Annotated in this window: 15 protein-coding genes and 2 pseudogenes; 10 read left to right on the plus strand and 7 right to left on the minus strand. The window is 61.0% G+C overall.

Annotated elements, in window-relative coordinates; all coding sequences use genetic code 11:
- The 3 genes from AWB76_RS41935 to AWB76_RS37360 form a co-directional block, all read left to right on the plus strand.
- Positions 1-188, plus strand: a 188-nt coding sequence (locus tag AWB76_RS41935; protein ID WP_208606663.1) for a hypothetical protein, incomplete at its 5' end; no start/stop codon positions are given.
- Between the two features lie 723 nt (positions 189-911).
- Positions 912-1,421 (plus strand): TIGR01841 family phasin, encoded by a 510-nt coding sequence (phaP, locus tag AWB76_RS37355; RefSeq protein WP_061165107.1) that lies wholly within the window; start codon positions 912-914, stop codon positions 1,419-1,421.
- A 109-nt stretch (positions 1,422-1,530) separates the two neighbouring features.
- A complete protein-coding gene (locus AWB76_RS37360; protein WP_063936446.1) occupies positions 1,531-2,658 on the plus strand; it encodes an extracellular catalytic domain type 1 short-chain-length polyhydroxyalkanoate depolymerase in 1,128 nt (375 codons plus the stop codon).
- A gap of 208 nt (positions 2,659-2,866) precedes the next feature.
- Here AWB76_RS37360 and AWB76_RS42555 read toward each other — a convergent pair.
- The 4 genes and pseudogenes from AWB76_RS42555 to AWB76_RS41375 form a co-directional block, all read right to left on the minus strand.
- Positions 2,867-2,986, minus strand: a pseudogene (locus AWB76_RS42555) (manganese catalase family protein); the annotation flags it as partial.
- Between the two features lie 320 nt (positions 2,987-3,306).
- A complete protein-coding gene (locus AWB76_RS37370) occupies positions 3,307-3,570 on the minus strand; it encodes a hypothetical protein (RefSeq protein ID WP_244173684.1) in 264 nt (87 codons plus the stop codon).
- A gap of 264 nt (positions 3,571-3,834) precedes the next feature.
- Positions 3,835-4,950 carry a S1 family peptidase gene (locus AWB76_RS37375; RefSeq protein WP_341845325.1) on the minus strand — a complete coding sequence of 372 codons (1,116 nt, stop codon included), beginning with the start codon at positions 4,948-4,950 and terminating at the stop codon, positions 3,835-3,837.
- Between the two features lie 7 nt (positions 4,951-4,957).
- Positions 4,958-5,110 carry a hypothetical protein gene (locus AWB76_RS41375; protein ID WP_157696319.1) on the minus strand — a complete coding sequence of 51 codons (153 nt, stop codon included), beginning with the start codon at positions 5,108-5,110 and terminating at the stop codon, positions 4,958-4,960.
- A gap of 1,246 nt (positions 5,111-6,356) precedes the next feature.
- Here AWB76_RS41375 and AWB76_RS37390 point away from each other — a divergent pair.
- The 4 genes from AWB76_RS37390 to AWB76_RS37405 all read left to right on the plus strand — a co-directional run bounded on the left by AWB76_RS37390 (position 6,357) and on the right by AWB76_RS37405 (position 12,694).
- Positions 6,357-7,655 (plus strand): ATP citrate lyase citrate-binding domain-containing protein, encoded by a 1,299-nt coding sequence (locus AWB76_RS37390; RefSeq protein ID WP_061165111.1) that lies wholly within the window; start codon positions 6,357-6,359, stop codon positions 7,653-7,655.
- 11 nt (positions 7,656-7,666) lie between these two features.
- Positions 7,667-10,366 carry a CoA-binding protein gene (locus AWB76_RS37395; RefSeq protein WP_061165112.1) on the plus strand — a complete coding sequence of 900 codons (2,700 nt, stop codon included), beginning with the start codon at positions 7,667-7,669 and terminating at the stop codon, positions 10,364-10,366.
- A gap of 196 nt (positions 10,367-10,562) precedes the next feature.
- Entirely contained in the window at positions 10,563-11,861 is a 1,299-nt protein-coding gene (locus AWB76_RS37400) for an MFS transporter (protein WP_061165113.1), read from the plus strand.
- 50 nt (positions 11,862-11,911) lie between these two features.
- Positions 11,912-12,694 (plus strand): substrate-binding domain-containing protein, encoded by a 783-nt coding sequence (locus AWB76_RS37405; RefSeq protein ID WP_061165114.1) that lies wholly within the window; start codon positions 11,912-11,914, stop codon positions 12,692-12,694.
- A 14-nt stretch (positions 12,695-12,708) separates the two neighbouring features.
- Here the strand turns inward: AWB76_RS37405 and dctA are convergent, their stop codons facing one another.
- The 3 genes and pseudogenes from dctA to AWB76_RS43285 form a co-directional block, all read right to left on the minus strand.
- On the minus strand, positions 12,709-14,019 hold the full coding sequence (gene dctA, locus AWB76_RS37410) for a C4-dicarboxylate transporter DctA (RefSeq protein ID WP_061165115.1): 1,311 nt from the start codon (positions 14,017-14,019) through the stop codon (positions 12,709-12,711).
- On the minus strand, positions 14,016-14,981 hold the full coding sequence (locus tag AWB76_RS37415; RefSeq protein ID WP_061165116.1) for a LysR family transcriptional regulator: 966 nt from the start codon (positions 14,979-14,981) through the stop codon (positions 14,016-14,018). Before AWB76_RS37415 ends, dctA begins: the two co-directional genes overlap by 4 nt.
- A 472-nt stretch (positions 14,982-15,453) precedes the next feature.
- Positions 15,454-15,702: pseudogene (locus AWB76_RS43285) on the minus strand (EamA family transporter); the annotation flags it as partial.
- A 437-nt stretch (positions 15,703-16,139) separates the two neighbouring features.
- Here AWB76_RS43285 and AWB76_RS37425 point away from each other — a divergent pair.
- From AWB76_RS37425 to AWB76_RS37435, 3 genes are read left to right on the plus strand one after another with little or no spacing between them, the layout of a single operon-like run.
- Positions 16,140-17,120, plus strand: a complete 981-nt coding sequence (locus tag AWB76_RS37425; RefSeq protein WP_061165118.1) for a chromate resistance protein ChrB domain-containing protein — start codon at positions 16,140-16,142, stop codon at positions 17,118-17,120.
- Positions 17,117-18,301, plus strand: a complete 1,185-nt coding sequence (locus AWB76_RS37430; RefSeq protein WP_061165119.1) for a chromate transporter — start codon at positions 17,117-17,119, stop codon at positions 18,299-18,301. Before AWB76_RS37425 ends, AWB76_RS37430 begins: the two co-directional genes overlap by 4 nt.
- Before the next feature lie 36 nt (positions 18,302-18,337).
- Positions 18,338-19,024: a superoxide dismutase gene (locus AWB76_RS37435; protein ID WP_061165120.1), complete on the plus strand. Its 687-nt coding sequence runs from the start codon at positions 18,338-18,340 to the stop codon at positions 19,022-19,024.
- Positions 19,025-19,041 lie beyond the last annotated feature (17 nt).

Consider the following 19,041-nt stretch of genomic DNA (forward strand, 5'->3'; position numbering starts at 1 on the left):
CGCACTGGCGTATCGCGGGGGAAGCCGCGTCGTGGAATGAAAAGGCCGCCTGTCCGGATCGAGTCCGCGACATCGGCGTGAATGGGAATCAGCAACGCGTATGCCACGCGATCAAACCCAAGAGCGGCAGGGAGAGATCGGGTGTCGCCACCCTCGTCGAGGCTCGGTTGATTTTCCTGGGTCGTTGATGGGCGTCGCGTTCCTGCTGATGGTCTCGCTCGTTGGGATACCGCCGTGCGGACAGCCGCCAATTGGGTGTTCGAGGGTTCGCCGCTGGCCGTCATCGGCCATATCGTGCAGTTCGCAATTGGCGTTGCGATCCCCTCTTGTGGTTTTGCTGCACTGTCTGTTGAAGTGCCTGTCGGATGATCGCGTCCCGTGGCGTGATGCGGGCTTGGACGGTGTCATTCCGCAGCGCTCCTCCTTGCCAGCAAGAGGCACTTCGCGTTGTATTTCACGCACGCCGGTGCCGCGAACGATTCGCCGCGTAAGCTGCTGCAACACGAAGCGAGCGTGAAGCACGCGCATCGTGCACCGCGGACGATGAGCGTGCCAGTGAGGATAGCTTCACAAACCAAGCCCGCGACGCAACTCCGAGGGCGCGTTGCGCCGAACGGGTTGCCGGTATCATCGACGCACCGCCGTCGACGAAATAGGCGGTAAGCCATCGCAACCGTACGGTGACGCACCGAAGCTTGTTTCGCGGATCCGGCGAGCCATCGTCGCCAATTGGCGCAGCGGGCGGAACTACAGTTATCGACGCGGCCGGGCTAGTACATCGGATTCCAAAGCATCTGATTTGTGCTTGACGGATTCCGGCTCTCCCGTATGATGGGTATTGTGCGATGCAGCAATTTACCGCCGGATCGCCAATCAGCCTAGTCGCTCGCAAACTTTACCGGGAGGCGCGAATGCTCAGTCTTTTTTTTCGGCCGGCCAATTCGCCTGGCGCGACAAACCTGCAAACCGTCGGCAACGTCGCTCGCCGCTACATGTCTGGCGTTCAGCAACTCGCTGAACTGAACATGCAAACTCTGAATACAGTGTTCGCCGAGAGCTCGACGGTATTCAAGTCGGGCTCCGCCGCATCGCCGTCGGACTGGGTGACTTCGCAATCCACGCTCATTGCCGAATTGCCGGAAAAAACCGCAGCTTACACGCGCCATTTTCTGGCGATTGTTCGTGCGACCGAGACCGACATCTTGAACGAAACTCGTGGCCGCGCGACACCCGCAGGCACGTTCGAAGCCTTCTTGAATGCGATCTCAACAGGCGCGGACGCGGCCCGTGGAACAGCGAACGCGGTGGTCGATACAACCAGCGAAATCGCGCGTTCCACGGTCAACACCGTTGCTAACGGTACCGCGCGTCCTTCATCTGAAGTCTCGTCGCTCTCGGCCAAGTCGGGCGGAAAACGCTGACCGTATCTGTCCTTTCGCGCATCCTGTATCGAGGATGCTCTCTTGATGTTGAAGGGTCGGTTCAACAAGCGCCGCTCTAATCGAACTGATAAAAGCTTGAAGGAAGTCAATGAACCTGTTCGATCCGCTGACTTGGGCGGCGGAGTCAGCGCGCTGGTCGCTCTTTGCGCGCACGCCGCTCGACCTCGTTGCTCAATTCTTCATCGAGCCTGACTCCGCAGCGGCAGGCGTCGTTCCGGCCGTGCGCATGGATGCTTCGGAGTCGCCGAGCGCGACACGCAGTGACACGCATGCCCAGTGGCTCCGTGGCACTTTCACGCACGAGGATGAAGAGCACGCATTCAGGCTTTACGTGCCCGCTGCTCACCGCGTTCGAGCGCTACCGCTCGTCGTCATGCTGCACGGCGCGCAACAGGATGCGGATGACTTCGCATCGGGAACGGGAATGAACATCGTCGCTGAAGAGCGCGAATATATCGTCCTCTATCCCGAGCAGTCGGAAGGCGCCAATCCGTTCAGATGCTGGAATTGGTTCAAACCTATCGATTGGGCTTGCGATTCAGGCGAGCCGGCGATGCTCTTGGCGCTTACCCGCGCGATCGTGGCAAAGTTCAACGCCGACGAGACCCGCGTCTATGTCGCGGGCTTATCCGCAGGTGGGGCGATGGCTGTCAACCTCGTCGTGAGATACCCGGATCGTTTCGCGGCCGCCGCGATTCATTCCGGCATTGCATTCGGGGTCGCGGACGAACCGCTCTCGGCGCTTTGCGCGATGCGCGACGGAATGGGCAGGGTCAGCCTTCCGGAAACGGTTGCTCACGGCCTTCGGACGCGCGCCGTCCCTTTGATCGTGTTTCATGGCGACGCCGACGACACCGTGCACCCACGCAATAGCGAACAGATTGTGAAGATGGGTCTGCACCTGCACGATTGTCAAGACCCGCCAACGCAAGTGTCGACGCAAGACAACGAGGACGCGCACCGCCATTCGTATACCCGTCATGTTTTCGACAATGGCGATGACGAGCCGGTCGTCGAACAGTGGAGCGTACATGGACTGGGCCACGCGTGGTCGGGAGGCCGACCGCAAGGCTCGCATACGGACGCTCGCGGTCCGGATGCGAGCGCCGAGATCATCCGCTTCTTCGGGCGATTCGCCCTCGATACCGGTTGCGAACGCGGCAAATGCGCTGCGCCCGAAACGCGTGACCACGCCGAGGCTCAGCCGAACGAATAACGCCCGCAACACAGACTGTTAATACAAGCCATGCAGGCTCGGATTATGCGCAGTCGCGACTGAAACGGTTGCGACCAACGAAGACGAACTACGCACGGCGAGAGATCGAAAAGTTGATGCCATTCGCGCGCCGTGACACCTGCCACGGCGATCGACCAGACGTGCTTGCTCACTCAGATCGAGCTCGCGATCGACGACAGCATCGAGCGATTGAGCTGATTATTTCGAGATGGCCCGGCCTCTCGGTCGCGATATCGAAAAGCATGTCCTCGCGGCCTGGATCATCTTCCGCAATGGCCTGTCTGAAGTAACGGCAGGCGGCAGCAATGCCGCTGGCATCGCGCTCAGCAGGGGGAATAACGGTCAAGACTGCCTTTTGAATACCGCTAGGGCCGAGGTATCCCCACTATCATTCTTTGCTTGAGGTCTTAGCGCAGGGGAGTTGGCGGGATGCTCAGAATCTTCGCAGAGGTGATGCTACTGCCGGGCAACGGCAGTGCCGCCCATCGGCGCAAGCCCTTCGATCGATGATAAAAAGCGCCCGTCCGCGCGGGAACAGCACCTGCGGACATGGTTTGAGGCCGAGGGGCGGGAGTACGGTGGCTTGATATACATCCCTTTCCGAACCGGAAACGTCGAGATCCGCTGTTAATCTTTCTGCTCGTCCAAGTTCTTGCTTGAGGAGTTTGATCCTTCCGTATCTGACTTGGCGGTCTGATCCCTGCCAGATTCAGTGGTTGATACATTAAGATCAGCGAGAACATCATCAATTTTCTCGCGGTCTCCGTCGTCAAGCGCGCGTTGCGCGGCCTCATCCGAGGTCGGCTTATTCGCATTCGATGCTCCAACAGTGGCAGGTTGTTGGGAGATGCCTTGCCCAGCGAGGTGACCTGCTTGAAATTCCTTCGGCATAAGCCCTCCATAAAGTGTGTGTTGATCATTGAGGCACAATCTATTGCGCATCGCGCGTGCCCAATTACCCGCGAGGAATGGAGTGACGTGAGGGAGGCAGATGGCGTGATAAGCACGCATGCCTTCGCGTATGCGTAGTCTGGGGAACTCGTCGAACAATTACGCGAGAATTTTGGTTGGGGACGACGAGGTCGACATTCGCTTGTGGTCAGCGATGCGAAATACTCAGCCATGGATCGGCGACTTCTCTTTACACGGTTTAGCTCAGTGCTCGCTGAGGCTCATTAGGACGTCGGCGTACCAGGCACAGTTCAATCCGAGACTTTCGTCAAGCTGCAAATCGCGCGTGCCCATGTCAAACGCAGTCGAATGAACGCCCAGAAGTCCCCAAGATACATCGTCCGGCGTTGCGCTTGCGATCGTCGATGGACGGCGAACAACCACTGGCGCGCCACTTGTTCCGCGATGGGTCCGCGCATCGGTGATGAAGCACCCCTTACCTTGAAAGCGTAGGCCGAAGGAGGAAGCGATGATGCCGTGCCTTACCACTGGTAAGTGATGCAGCGAGTCGTGGAAACTCAGGGGGAATCCGACGATCAAGACTGACGCGCCGATCTCGACGGGTTCGCTCGACGCCGCGATGTGTTGCGGGCCGAAGGCGCGAAACAGAGCACCGCGGGGCAATCGTGTACGCGGGATATCCAGAAGTGCGACATCGATCTCGCCGCCACTATCCGTCGCCTGACGCCACAGACTCATGCCATCGAGATATAGAGGTAGAGAAACCCACTCCGACGCGCCTAGGTTGCCTGGGTCAACATGCATCTCGATTTCAAGGCGGTCAGGATAGTGCTGGCTGGGCGCATCCGACATCACATGACGGCTCGTTACCAGGAACAAACGTTCTCCCCGTGCGAAAAGAAACCCGCTCGCGCCGGTCAAACCACGCGTTTGCGCAAAGGTCCGGACCTGGACGACTGTGAGCAGCAACGAATCCGTCTGGGTCATCGTCTCGACTTGCCGCTCTGAAGGTGGCGCGCCGCACGCCAACGTTCTGCCAGAGAGAAGCTCACGCAGTGCATCCTGTTGCGGTCCTCGGTGCTGCTCGCCCGCGGTATCAAGAAACGCGTCGACGGAAATGTCAGACACGGCCCCGCCCGATGCGGCATTCGCCACATGTCGAACGAACCAGGACTGGTGTTCCGCGCAGCAGAGAATCCAGCAGTCACCGTTAGTGCTGCGGTAAATCTCAGTTGTGTTCATGGACTCGATGAATAAGAGAAATCGCTTATCAAGGAAGCGATTCGAGTTGAAGAAGCTGCAGGCGCTCGGATGGCAGAAATCGTTGAGTGCCGAGTCAGCCCTGTTAGGATCACGCATGACCCCTTCACAGCCGCGCCTTCGTCATTTCAACAGTACTTTCGATGAACGCATTGCCGGTAGACCCATTCGGACGGCCATCATTTTGATGTTCGTATCGTTCGACTCTGAGTCGAAGCACCTCCATCACCGCCTGTTCGCGTTCCTGAAGATCGCCCATCTTGGGCTCCGTGATGTTGCGCCTTAGGCGCACGGTGCCGGAAGGAACGAATTGTCTTTTTGATGTCTGCCTCGCAACAATGCGGCGACCGGGTGTGCGACTGCGTCGCCGTCGGCTGATTCGCTCGTGGTGGGGGTTGAAGCGTTCTCAGAGCCTGTTGGCGATCACCGCCGTACGGCCATTGCGATACGACGTATCGACCCAGTGTACGGTGGAAAGCGTGCGAGTAGGGGGGCACGGACGCAATAGGTGATCTTCGCTTATTGCGATACGTCTTCTGGCGGATGTCACTTATCGCAGGACCTTTTGGCTCCAGTCCGGCGCGACGGGTGAGCGTAGTCGAGTGCTTGTCACCCATTCGCAAGACACGGCATGTCAGTGGTCATCCAGCGGCGTCACCGTTGCGCTCAGGTTGGGAAGTCTAGCTAAGCAAAGTAAGGCGCCGATCACCGTTTGCTCGCTTTTTTTGATCTTCCGCGTCGCTGTCGATCAAGGCGACTCGCAGCTTGCTTCTCATGTCCTTATCGCTTCGATCATCGACGACCTACCTGGAGTACTGAGTGCTCGCTTCAGTCTATTAGAACGTTGAATTCCATATTATTCGGCGAAGAAGTCATTCCCACCGAGGCTGTTTAAAGACGCTCGTCGACTGAGCAACTCGTCTTGAAGCTGTCACCAACGTGTGCGACGATCGGCGCCCGACTTCGAAGCGTCCCCAAAATGATCCTCAAGCAGCCCGCGTGTCCGCTGCACAGGAAAGCGCACATCGCGCGGAACTCCGCGGGGGGTAGGATGTGGCCGGGACGGTAGAGCCGCTGCAGGCGCGGAAGGATGCGGTGGATGGCAGTCGCCGCGGCGGTCGCGAGCGTGCGGGGTGCGACGCGTCGTCGGGTCGGCGCCGTTTCCGGCATTGATAACGTTTGAACATCAATGCTTCGAAAAATTGCACTTCTTGTTTCGACCTTCTTGCGCAAGTATCTGGTCTCAAGACGTTCATAAAAAGAGAACGCGTCGGAGACAGGCACGAAGCGCAGGACAGCGTTTCGCTGCATCCCAGTGCGCCCGTTCAGGGTCGCCGTCAAGAGTTGTCGACGCCTATCTCGCGTAACCCACCTCGCTACTTGAATCCTGCCGCCGCTTTCGAGCGCGTCCACGGCAGCGGTGCATCTCGCACCTGCCGCAGCGAGTCGATGGACCTCCAGTATCCGCTTCATTCTTCATTGCTCAAATTCAGGAGACACGTCACATGCAGATCACCGGAATGTTGCACGGCTCGCGCCTGTTGCAATTCGTCGGCTTTCCGTCCAGCGAAGTGCTGGGCCCGGGCGCTAGCGAAGAAGAGATCAAGTCGCTCATTGACCGACACGGCCAGATATTCATCAAGCCGGTGTTCAAAGGCGGTGTGGGCAAGAAGGGCAAAGCGGGCCTGCTCGGCCGCGCCACGGATCTCAAGACGGCGCTCGCCGAAAAGGAACGACTGTACTTTGCCGAGCACGCCGTAGGTCACGTGAGAGCCAAGGCGAACGGCGTGACGTTCGAAGCGGGCGTCCCCGCCAAGCACGAAGTCTATTTTTCAATTAGCGATTCCACGCGCTTCCGCGCGCCGACGATGACGCTTTCCCACATGGGTGGCATGGACATCGAGGAAGTCGACCCGAGGCACGTCGCGATGGTGCCGTTCGATGCGCTGACTGGATTGAAGGCGTTCGTCGTCGCGAATGCGCTGAGCGAGATCGGCGCGCCGCGCGAAATCATCTCGCCGCTCGTGCAGCAGTTGCCGAAACTGTGGGAGCTGTTCCACGACTTCGGGATGACGACGCTCGAACTCAACCCGATCCGCATGCGCGAGGACAAAAAGGGACGTCTCACGCCCGTCGCATGCGACTTCAAGTGCGGATTCGATCGCGACGATCCACGCTTCTCGCGGCTCGGACTGCCCCCGCATCTGTTCGCCGCCGACTATTCGGATTTCGAGCAGGAGATCAATCAGTTGCGCACCCACCAGGGGCAAAGCGATGTCTACGTGATCAACGACAAGGGCACGATCCTCGCGCCCACGTTCGGCGGCGGCGCGAACTCGCTCGTCACGGAAATGCTCGGCGATGCGGCGATCATCTCGTCGGACTTCGGCGGCAATCCTCCATACGAAAAGATGAAGGAAGTGGCGCGCATCTGCTTCCGGCACTGGCTGAAGCAGTCGAATGTGCTGTTCATCATCGGCGGGAAGTCCAATAACACCGACATTTTCGAAACCCTGCGCGCGATGGCCGATGCGCTGCGCGAGCACTTTAGCGAGCACGGACCGACGCCGCTCTACGTCGTGCTCGGACGCGGCGGTCCGAACCTCGTGCGCGGCATGTCGGCACTGCGCGACACCTGCGATTCGCTCGGCTTGCCGTATCGCCTTTTTGGCTTCGACTCCGACATCAGCGAAGTGATCCAGTACGCGCGCCGTGCCGATACATGGATGCAATCGGGCGGACGCGCGCAAATTGCGGCGCGCATCGGCGCGCGCGACGCGCAATCGCATATGGCATCGGCTTGAGGAGATCGGACATGCACAAGCAAGGCAATAGTCGTTTCAAATACTTCGTCGGAATTCAGTCGCTGGCGGATATCGCGACGCGCGAAGACCGCGTCTGCGTGCTCAATATTCTTGGTGGCGAATCATCGGACGTGACGCCGGTGAGTCACGCTTTCTCGGGCGCGAATGTCGTATTCGGCACGGCGCCCGGCAAAGGCGGACAGGTGCTTGCGACGCCCGCAGGCAATATTCCGGTCTTCAACAACGTGCGAGAAGGGCTGGAGGCGGGGCATCGGTTCAACTGCGGGGTGGTCTATCTGCCGCCTTCGGCCGCGCGCGACGGCGTGGCCGAGCTGATCCGCGTGAATCCTGATCTGCGCAAGATCTTCATCATCACAGAGAAGATCGCCGTGCACGATGCGCGTGAGATCCGCGCCATGGGTCAGCAGGCGGGCATCGACATCTTCGGCGCAAACGGTCTGGGCGTAGCGGACTCTTGGCAACGCGTGCGCATCGGCGGCGCGCTCGGCGGCGACGATCCTGGCGCGACCTTGCGCCAGGGATCGATTGCTATCTTCTCGAACTCCGGCGGCTTCAGCACGACGATTGCGCAGTACCTGCGCATGAGCGGCTGGGGCACTTCGACGGTCATTTCAAGCGGGAAGGACGTCTACATCCACTATGCCGCGCCGGAATTCGCCTTTGCGCTTGCAAACGACGCGCGCAGCAAGGCTGCCGTCCTGTACTGCGAGCCCGGCGGCTATTACGAAGCCGACGCGGACTTCACGAAACCTGTGGTCGCGTGTGTGGTGGGCCGTTGGAAAAGCCGTCTGACGCGCGCGGTGGGACATGCTGGCGCGATGGCGGGCGGCGCCGACGATGCGCTCGCGAAAGAACGCTGGTTCATGGAGAAATTCGGCGTCGAACGGCTCTTCACGCCAGGCGATCCATGCTGCTCGGCGAAGGGTGCGGTGGTGACGAACATCGCCCATATTCCCGCGGCGCTCACGGCGGTGATGCGGGCAAACGCCACGATGCCCGACTTCGAGCCCGAAGGCAGTCTCGCGCTCAAGCCGTGGTTCGGCTCCGATCAGGGGCTCGAATTGCCCGACGATCTCGCGCTCGCAGTCGTGACAGCCGTCGCGCCCTATGACGAGCAAGTCGCGCGGGTGAACGACCAGATCGGCGCGATTCCGCCGCGGCAGCCGTTGAAGGACGCATCGGGTGCCTCGCAGATGGATGCGAAGACCCAGGTGAGCAGCCTGCACGGCGTATCGATGCTCGACGCGTCGACGCATTCCTTCGAAGCGAACGTGTGCCTCGCGCTGTTGCACGAGTTCGGCGGCGCAAACGACGAGAAACTGATCGACGTCGCGGTCGGCGCGGCGGTGAACCTGTACGGCACGCCCGAACTGGCGGCCGCGCAGGCGGCGCGCGAGGCCGGCAATGCGCCCAATGCCGTGCTCGCGGCTGCTGCTGCGATCGTCGGGCCGAATCGCCAGCGCGCGGCGCGAGAGGCGGCCAAGCTGATGATCGACCGGTTCGCCGCAGGAAAACTCGTCGACGCATTCGATCGCGGTTTTGATATCGACGTGATCGACACCGAAGGGAGCGCGGCACTGTTCTCCGAGGAACCCGATCCGAAGGCCGAAGCCATGCTCGCCGGCCTCGCCGCCCGTGGCGTGAGTTCCGTATTCGTACGATGGGTTGCCAGCGTCCCGGGCCATCCACGCGCGGACGCGGTGCTCGCGGCGATCACGACGACACTCGCCTGGGGCCCGCTCATGCGCAAGCGCATCTCGCGTCTGACGGCGGAAAGTCTGCCATGGTGGACAAAGCTCTTCGGTACGCTGATCGGCGCTTCGTCGGACGCGTCGCGCCATCGTCCCGACAGCTTCTGCGACATTTCCACCGAGGCGTTGCTCGGCGAGGGCTCGCTGACGGAGATTGCGTTCGCAGCCCTGCTCGGCCTCGAACCGTCCGCCGACGACCTGTTCGCATTCAGGACGCTGACCGGATTGTTGCTCACGAACGGACCGGGTGCGATCTCGGCGCAAGGCGCGAAGGGTGCGGTATCCGCCGATGGCCCCGAGTCACCCGAACGGGTGCAACTGAACAAGGCGTTGACGGGCTTTCTGACGCACACCGGCTATACGCACGGCGGCAACGGCTACGAAGGCATCGCCTTTCTCAACGATGCGTTTCGCGACAGCGCCCTCGACGATCCCGCGGACCCGCATCACGGCGTCGATCTCGAAGCGCTCGCGCGCCGTTCCGTCGAACATTACGCGCGATACAAGGCGAGCCAGAAGCAGGCCGGTAGCCTCGACATCGCCAAGCTGCCGGGCGTCAATCACCCAGTTTTCAAGGACAAGCCGGTAAATCACGATCCGCGCGAGGTGTTCATCGCCGAGCTGTACGAAGCGCGAGGCGAGTACAACGCGTTTCATGCGTACTACCGCGCGCTGGTGCAGGCATTGTTCGACGCGGGCGTCTCGCGCAACGTCTACTGCGTCAATGTCGATGCCGTGATAGCCGCGCTGCTGTTGAAAATGCTGTGGCAACCGCTCAAACGCGGCGCATTCAGCGAGGCGGATCTCGAAACCGCTGCGTTCACGATCTTTCTGTATCCGCGCATGCTCGGTTGCGCCGCGGAAATCGACGATCACCTGAACCGAGGTCGAAACATGGACACGCGCACGCCCGCTTCACAGTGTCGTTTCGTGGCCTGAATGCCTGGGTCCGCGAGCCCGCCCGGGCGCCGATGCACCGCAGCGTCCGGCCGGGCCAAAGGAATCCGACGATTGATAACCAGAGAACATCAATCGTTGAGAACATTGCACTTATCGTTTTGATGGCGACGAGCCATCATTCTCGAAAGACAAGAGCGGACAGACCGCAAATTTCGGGATTTCAGGAGACACATCGATGCATCCCTCACCTTCCACCCTTTCGCCGGGACATTCAAAGGCTGCGGCGGTATTCCGCGTAACGGCCGGCAATTTCCTGGAGCAGTTCGACTTTTTTCTGTTCGGCTTCTACGCGACGCAAATCGCGGGCGTGTTCTTTCCGGCATCGAGTGAATTCGCTTCGCTGATGATGACGTTCGCGGTCTTCGGCGCCGGATTCCTGATGCGTCCCCTGGGCGCGATCGTGCTTGGCGCTTACATCGACGATGTCGGCCGGCGCAAAGGCCTGATCGTTACGCTTTCCATCATGGCGAGCGGCACCATCCTGATCGCATTCGTGCCGGGCTATGCGACGATCGGTCTTCTGGCACCCGCGCTCGTGCTCGTCGGACGTTTGCTGCAGGGGTTCTCCGCAGGCGCTGAACTGGGCGGCGTGTCGGTCTATCTCGCCGAGATGGCCACGCCCGGCCGCAAGGGCTTCTTCACGAGCTGGCAGTCCGCGAGCCAGCAGGTTGCGATTGTCGTTGCCGCGGCGCTTGGCTTCGTGCTCAACCAATCCCTCGACACCGCGGCCATCGCGAGCTGGGGATGGCGCGTGCCGTTCTTCGTCGGCTGCATGATCGTGCCGTTCATCTTCATGCTGCGTCGCAATCTGGAAGAAACGCAGGAGTTCAAGGCACGCCAGCATCGCCCGAGCATGAAGGAAGTGTTCCGCACGCTGGCGCAGAACTGGGCCGTCGTGATCGCCGGCATGATGCTGGTGGCGATGACTACCTCGAGCTTCTATCTGATCACGGTCTATGCGCCCACTTTCGGAAAGACGGTCCTGCACCTGAGCACCGCGGATAGTCTGCTCGTGACCTTGTGCGTAGCTGTGTCGAACTTTGTGTGGCTGCCGATCGGCGGGGCGCTCTCGGACAAGATCGGCCGCAGGCCTCTGCTCGTCGGCATGACGGTGCTCGCTATCGCAACCGCATACCCCGCACTGTCGATCCTCGCCCACGCGCCGAGCTTTATCAACATGCTGCTCGTGCTGCTTTGGCTCTCGTTCATGTACGGCATGTATAACGGCGCGATGGTCGTCGCGCTGACCGAGGTGATGCCGGTTCAGGTGCGCGTGGCGGGCTTTTCGCTTGCCTACAGCCTTGCTACGGCAGTGTTCGGCGGCTTCACGCCAGCAATCTCGACGGCGCTCATTCATGTGACCGGCGACAAGGCGGCACCGGGATACTGGATGAGCTTCGCCGCTGGCTGCGCGCTTCTGGCGACGTTCGCACTCTATCGCCGCCGCGCAGCAACGCTGACTCCGGCGCACTGACGCGTCGCTCGTTGCGCCAGGCGTCTATCGAACCCTATACGATTTCGATCATGAAAAATCTGCTTCCGAAACTATGCGCAGCAGCGCTCATCGCCACCTCGGCCGCTGCGTCCAGCGTACAGGCCGCCGACCTGCACGTGATGAGCTCGGGGGGCTTTACCGCGGCGTACAAGGTGCTCGGTCCGAGATTCGCGTCCGAAACGGGTAACACGCTCGATACCGCGCTGGGTCCGTCGATGGGCAAATCTCCCGAAGCCATTCCCAACCGCCTCGAACGGGGCGAGCCGGCCGACGTCGTGATCATGGTCGGTTATGCGCTCGACGAACTGATCAAGCAGGGCAAAGTCGTTCCCGGATCGCGCGTGGAATTGGCCGACTCGCGCATCGGCATGGTCGTGCGTGACGGTGCGGCCAAGCCTGACATCAGCTCGGCGGAAGGCCTCCGGCAGACTCTGCTGCATGCCAAGTCGGTCGCCTACTCCGACAGCGCGAGCGGTGTCTATATCGAGCGAGAACTGTTCACGAAGCTCGGCATCGAGGATCAGGTCAAGTCCAAGGCGAAGATGATCCCGCGCATACCGGTGGCCTCGGTCGTCGCGAACGGCGATTACGAGATCGGCTTTCAGCAGGTGAGCGAGTTGCTGCCGGTCAAAGGCGCGACCTTCGTCGGGAAGATTCCCGAGTCTCTGCAGTCTGTCACGCGTTTTGCCGCCGGCATTCCCGTGAGCGCACAGCATCCGAAGGAAGCGAAGGCGCTCCTCGACTATCTGGCATCGCCCGGGGTTCAGGCAGATGTGAAATCGACGGGGCTCGATAGCGTCGCCGCGCATTGATACAGCCTTCGCCGTCAACTTCTCGAGGTACTGCTCGCGTGGTCCTCTGCGCCGTCGGCGTCGCCCGGCGCCGGCGCGCGCAGCATCCGGGCGAGACGTACGCGATCGCAGGCGCCCTCCCACATCGAAACGAAGATCACCGCGCAGGCGTTGCTGATCACGCTCGTGAGGGCGCGCGCTTCGGACATAAAGCGGTCGATGCCCACCAGTAGCGCCACGCCCGCGACGGGTAGATCCGGAATCACCGTCAGCGTCGCGACGAGCGCCACCAGGCCGCTCCCGGACACGCCCGCCGCTCCTTTGGAGGTAAGCAGCATGACCGCGAGCATCATGGCGATCTGCGACGCGGAAAGCGAGACGTCGCACGCCTGCGCGATGAACATCGAAGCAAGCGTCAAGTAGATCGCGGTGCCGTCGAGATTGAACGAATAGCCCGCGGGCAGCACGAGTCCGACGACGCCCTTGTCGCAGCCGAGCATCTCCAGCTTCGAGATCAGGCGCGGCAACACCGGTTCCGTCGACGAAGTCGCCAGGACGATGAGCAGTTCCTCGCGCAGATAACGCAAGAGCCGCCAAAGCGCGAAGCCGTGCAGGCGCGCAAGCGCGGCGAGGACGAATGCGACGAACAGCACGCATGCCACGTAGAAAGACACCATCAACATGCCGAGGGAGCCGACCGAGTGAATCCCGAAGCGTCCCACCGTGAAAGCCATCGCGCCGAATGCGCCGAGCGGCGCGAGCCGCATGATCATCGCGAGGATGCGAAACAGCGCCTGGGCGATGCCATCGACGAGCGCGAGCACAGGCCGGCCTGCACCCGGATGCAGGTTCAGTGCGAAGCCGAATAGCAGCGAGAGCAGCAGCACGGGCAGCACCTCGCCCTTCTCGAAGGCGCCAAGCATCGTTTCGGGGATGACGTTCAGTGCAAAGGCGACGAGACCATCTGGATGCGCCTGCTTTACATACTGCGCGAGGATCGTCGTATCGAGACTTCGGGCGTCGATATGCATGCCCGCGCCGGGCCGCATCAGATAGGCCGTGACGAGCCCCAGCGCGAGCGCCACGGCAGTCAGAAAATAGAAGAGTCCCAACGCCCGGAAGATTGTGCGCCCGATTGCCTTTCCGCTCGCGACAGACGTGATCCCGGAGACGATCGTGCAGAAGACGATCGGCGTAATCATCATCCTTACGAGGCCGACAAAGCCGTCGCTGACAGGCTTGAGAAGCGAGCCGGCCTGCGGCCAGAAGTGCCCGAGCGCCATGCCGAGCAGCATGCCCATTACGACCTGCACGTAGAGCAGACGGAGCGTTCTCGCCACCCTCACGACGCGGGCTTCCTGCTCGGGCGCGCTTTTCGAGCTACGTCGTCGGTTAGTGTGCCGCTGCTCCCGACATCGCCTCTCATATCCAGAATCGTTTGATGAAACTCCTGCGCGGCCGGCGTCAGCGTGCGTCCGCGGCGCCTCACGATTCCCACTCGTCGCTTCACGACGGGGTCGACCAGCGGCACACTCGTGAGGATGTGATGATTGCGTCCGGGCATGGCCATCGACGGTACGGCGGCCACGCCGAGGCCCGCTTCCACCAGACCAAGCATGGTCGTGACGTGACGTGTTTCGCACACGCTCGGTGCGCGCGGCGACACGGCCGAAAGAGCCTGATCGAGCAACAGACGATTGCCTGACGTCTTGTCCACGGAAACGTATTCGTGCTCGTAGAGCTCGTTCCAGGTCACGCGTTTCTTGCGCGCGAGCGGGTGGTCGCGACGGCAAGCCGCAACGAACTGCTCTTGCAGCAGCACTTTGAAGTCGACCTCGGACTCCTGGCTTCCCATGAAGCTGACACCGAAATCAGCCTCGCCGCTGATGACGGCGGAGAGCACCTCGTTCGCGCTCGCATCGAGCAATTTCACCCTGATGCGGGGAAAACGGCGATGGAAGCTCGCAACCGCGCTTGGCAGAAAGTAGTAGGCCACAGATGGCACACAGGCAATGGTTACATGACCCAATCGACTCGACGAGACATCGCGGATGCCGAGCAGGGCGACATCGAGATCGTCCAGCAACTGCTCTGCGCTCGGCGCAAATGCCCGGCCGACCGTCGTGAGCGTCACGCTGCGCGTGGTGCGTTCGAAGAGACGTACGCCGAGCGCTTCCTCCAGCTTGTCGATCCGGCGGCTCAAAGCTGGCTGGGATATGTTCACCGCCTCGGCTGCCTTTCGGAAGCTGCCCAGTTCCACCACGGCTCTGAATGCCTGCAAGTCGTTGAGGTCGAAGTTGACGCCCACGGGCCATTCTCCGCGTTCTTAGATGCCGATATTGTGCATGACGCGGAGGGGCGTGCCTATTTCTGGGCGGCTGGCTGTGATCTTGATCGTAAGAGGGCGACGGTGGGATTCCGCGAAGCCGTGCGCCGGCGGGTGATGGCGAGCGAATAACAATGGGATGCCTTCGTGCCATTCGCCGGTTATCGATCGGCGCGCGTTTTTTTGGGGCGGCAGGGAGCGGTTGTGCAGGCCTTGGAGCGGCGAATGTTCAACCGGTACAACCCGACCGCACGGCGGAGGCTTGTGCAGGTAAGCGTGCGGTGAGTCATGTATGGAGCAAGCGGGTCAATCAGAATCCGAGGTTGATTCGAGGGAGTCTTCTCGACCGTTTGCTGCCGCTCGTCCGGGCCATGCAGGGGGCATTCGGCCGGCCGTTTCACCCCCGAAATTGGCCTGCGCGCTAGAGCGCGCTCAAAGCTCTGGCTCGAAAGGATCAATGCGTGTGTCGATGGTGAATGTCCGGATAGTGAGCGTGCGAATGCGTAATTGGTAGATGGACGTGCGGATGAATATGCGGCTCATCGCCAGAACACGGAAAGTCCTGTGTATGCCGGTGATGCTCATCATGACAAGGCCGGTGCGTGTGTTGGAGCATCTCGTGAGTATGTTAATGCTCATGGCGTTCACGCACATGAAGCCAGACGCCGAGTGCCATCAACACAGCGGCAATCCAGAACGATACGGCGGCTAGCTGTAGCCATATCGCAATAAACACTGCTACGCCTCCCGCCGCTATCGCTCCCAGAAGCCACGGTATCTCTGCGGCCTTGATTGCGGTGATTCGAAGTCTGATCGCCACGCATTCGAAACGCCCGCAGAGCGATCCCGGAGCCCTAAGCCAGCGCGGCTGCCCAGATAGAACAGGCCCGCGACCAGGAAGGGCGACGTGCTACCGAGAAGAAGCTTGGCGACGGGCGTGGCCGCTCCGAAGAGCGCCGCAGCGGCGAGCGCGGTCGCAATCGCTCTGAGTCATTCGTTCATTGGCTGAGCCTGCTCTGATGCAAGAGATGGGAGTTGAGCGAGCAGAGCGCATGCCGCGCTCCGCAGGCGCACCGGGGCGGCGACCGAGGGTCAAGAGTTAACTTGTAGAGAGTAAAACGACGAAGTAGCATATGTTACATGAACGCTCTTTGCACATGGTCTCTGTTGATTCTGACGCTGCCTACCGAGAACGCAACCGCGCGCATGCGGTTCTGGCGCGCGCTGAAGGCAAAGGGTTGCGCAGTCCTGCGCGACGGTATTTACCTGCTCCCGTTCACGGCTGAGCGGGAAACGGCGCTCCGTGAACTTGCGACGGCCATCGGCGAGAGCGGCGGCACGGCACATCTGCTGCGAGCGCCTAGCCTGGATCATGAGCAGGAAGCCGAGTTTCGCGGTCTGTTCGACCGATCCAACGACTACGACACCCTGATCGGCGCTCTCAATGACGCGCGCAAGATCGTCTTCGGACAGGCCGAAACAGAACTTCGGCGACTGATGCGGCGCTTGCGCAAGGATTACGAAAGCATCGTTGCGATCGACTTTTTCCCCGCTGAGGCTGCAACCCGCGCGGAAGTGGCTTGGCAGGATTTCGTGGCGCACGTCGATACTGTGATGTCCCCCGGCGAGCCGCATCCGGCTGAGCGCGCGATCCGAACGCTTGCGCTGAAGGATTACCGGGGCCGCACATGGGCGACACGGCAGCGTATCTGGGTCGATCGGGTGGCGAGCGCATGGCTCATCCGCCGCTTCATTGATCCCGACGGTCGGTTCATCTGGCTTACATCGCCCGACGCTTGCCCGCCGAATGCGCTCGGTTTTGACTTCGATGGCGCAGCGTTCACGCACGTAGGTGAACGCGTCACGTTCGAGGTCTTGATGGCGAGCTTCGAGCTCGGGAGCGATCCGGCGTTGTTGCGCCTCGCCGCGATGGTCCACGCGCTCGATGTAGGCGGCGCCCCCGTGCCTGAGGCGATCGGCTTCGAGGCCATCATGGCGGGCGCTCGTGAACGCATTGCTGACGATGACGCATTACTCGACGAGATAGGCGGGGTGCTCGATTCCATGTATACGCATTTTGCGGCGGCCGCGAAAAGCGCGGACCAAGGAGGTCGATCATGAGCGCAACGGGGACCTCCACGCCTTCCTATTCGCTCGGTCAATTGTTGCTGTATATGCTGAAGCTCGGAACATTCGGTTTCGGCGGCCCCGTTGCGCTCGTCGGTTACATGCACCGGGATCTGGTTGAGAGGCGCGAGTGGATCGGCGACGACGATTATCGTGAAGGCCTCGCGCTCGCGCAGATGATGCCGGGACCGCTGGCCGCACAACTGTCGATCTACCTTGGTTATGTGCATTACCGCGTCATCGGCGCGACGACGGTGGGCGTTGCTTTCGTGCTGCCGTCCTTTCTCATGGTCGTGGCGCTCGGTTGGGCGTACATGCATTTCGGCGGCTTGCCGTGGATGCAAGCGGTTTTCTACGGGGTCGGCGCGGCAGTCGTCGGCATTATCGCGATGAGCGCGTACAAGCTGACCAACAAGACGCTCGGTGCTGACAAGACTTTGTGGTGCATCTTTCTGGTGCTCATCATCGTGACCGTTGTTACAGAGTCCGAGATCGCCTGGCTGTTCATTGCGGGCGGACTGGTGAACGTGCTTCGCCGGTCGCCACCCGCGTGGCTCGGCAAAGGTGGTGCGAACGCACTGGTTTCAGCCCAGGCACCCTTGCTAAGCGGTGCGCTGAGCAGCATCGACTGGCCGTTGCTCAGTCAGATTGGCCTGTTCTTCGCGAAGGCGGGCGCGTTCGTCTTTGGATCGGGACTCGCAATCGTTCCGTTCCTGTACGGCGGCGTGGTCACCGAGCACCACTGGCTGGACGAGAAGCAGTTTGTCGATGCGGTGGCAGTGGCGATGATCACGCCCGGGCCGGTCGTCATTACCGTTGGATTCATTGGCTATCTAGTGGCGGGTCTTCCCGGTGCCTGTGTCGCCGCGCTCGGCACGTTCCTGCCTTGCTATCTTTTCACTGTGCTCCCGGCGCCGTACTTCAAGAAGTACGGAAGGCTTCCTGCGGTGAAAGCGTTTGTCGATGGCATCACCGCGGCTGCGGTTGGTGCCATCGCGGGCTCAGTGATCGTGATCGCGAAACGGTCGATTGTTGACTGGCCGACCGCCCTGCTCGCCGTTGCGACAGTTCTGCTGCTGTGGCGTTTCAGGAAGCTGCAAGAGCCTGTCATCGTCTCGGCCGCTGCGCTCATCGGTCTGGCGGTGTTTCCGCTTCATCATCTGTACGCACAGTGAGCGGGGTGTGCGCGCATCGGAGCTAGGGAGTACATCATGGCAACTCGACGCACCTTTCTTGAAAACACCGCTGCCGTCGGCGCAGGTCTACTCATAGCGAAAACGCATTCCGCGCACGCGGCCGAGCGCGCAGGCTACGTCGACAAGCTGATCGACGCTGACGGCAAGTATGCTGCCGCCCCGCTACCGTATGCCTACGATGCGCTCGAACCGGTCATTGACGCACGCACAGTCGAACTGCATTACAACTTTCACCACAAGCCGGCGGTGATGGCGGCGAATAAGGCAGAAGACGCACTGGCCAAGGCACGCGACACAAATGACTTCACGCTCGTGAAGCATTACGAGAAGGAACTCGCATTCCAGCTTTCGAGCCACATCTTGCATACCGTGTACTGGACCAGCATTTCGGGCAAGGGAGGAGAACCAAGGAGCGAACTGGCGAAGGCAATCGACAAGAACTTCGGTTCATATGCGAGGTTCAAAGCGCAACTCGCAGCCGCCACGATTGCAACTGAAGCCTCTGGCTGGGGTGTAGTGGGTTATCACCCGACGATGGATAAGGTCATGATCCTTCAATGCGAGAACCATCAGAAGCTCACAGCTTGGGGCATCCAACCGATTCTTGTGCTCGATGTGTTCGAGCACGCGTACTACCTGAAAGTACGCGATCCACGAACGACGCCCCTCGGAGTAAGGTTGAGTAAGGTGGAGAGCGCGTGATGTATGTCAGCAATGCG

Source organism: Caballeronia temeraria, from assembly GCF_001544795.2.
Taxonomy (GTDB): Bacteria; Pseudomonadota; Gammaproteobacteria; order Burkholderiales; family Burkholderiaceae; genus Caballeronia; species Caballeronia temeraria.

What these genes read in the sequence shown, in the direction of transcription:
- AWB76_RS37370 (WP_244173684.1), bottom strand. Translation starts at nt 3,570, where the DNA reads ATGCCGAAGGAATTTCAAGCAGGTCACCTCGCTGGGCAAGGCATCTCC.
- AWB76_RS37425 (WP_061165118.1), top strand. Translation starts at nt 16,140, where the DNA reads ATGAACGCTCTTTGCACATGGTCTCTGTTGATTCTGACGCTGCCTACC.
- phaP (WP_061165107.1), top strand. Translation starts at nt 912, where the DNA reads ATGCTCAGTCTTTTTTTTCGGCCGGCCAATTCGCCTGGCGCGACAAAC.
- AWB76_RS41375 (WP_157696319.1), bottom strand. Translation starts at nt 5,110, where the DNA reads ATGGGCGATCTTCAGGAACGCGAACAGGCGGTGATGGAGGTGCTTCGA.
- AWB76_RS37395 (WP_061165112.1), top strand. Translation starts at nt 7,667, where the DNA reads ATGCACAAGCAAGGCAATAGTCGTTTCAAATACTTCGTCGGAATTCAG.
- AWB76_RS37390 (WP_061165111.1), top strand. Translation starts at nt 6,357, where the DNA reads ATGCAGATCACCGGAATGTTGCACGGCTCGCGCCTGTTGCAATTCGTC.
- AWB76_RS37400 (WP_061165113.1), top strand. Translation starts at nt 10,563, where the DNA reads ATGCATCCCTCACCTTCCACCCTTTCGCCGGGACATTCAAAGGCTGCG.
- AWB76_RS37375 (WP_341845325.1), bottom strand. Translation starts at nt 4,950, where the DNA reads ATGCGTGATCCTAACAGGGCTGACTCGGCACTCAACGATTTCTGCCAT.
- AWB76_RS37435 (WP_061165120.1), top strand. Translation starts at nt 18,338, where the DNA reads ATGGCAACTCGACGCACCTTTCTTGAAAACACCGCTGCCGTCGGCGCA.
- AWB76_RS37430 (WP_061165119.1), top strand. Translation starts at nt 17,117, where the DNA reads ATGAGCGCAACGGGGACCTCCACGCCTTCCTATTCGCTCGGTCAATTG.
- AWB76_RS37405 (WP_061165114.1), top strand. Translation starts at nt 11,912, where the DNA reads ATGAAAAATCTGCTTCCGAAACTATGCGCAGCAGCGCTCATCGCCACC.
- AWB76_RS37360 (WP_063936446.1), top strand. Translation starts at nt 1,531, where the DNA reads ATGAACCTGTTCGATCCGCTGACTTGGGCGGCGGAGTCAGCGCGCTGG.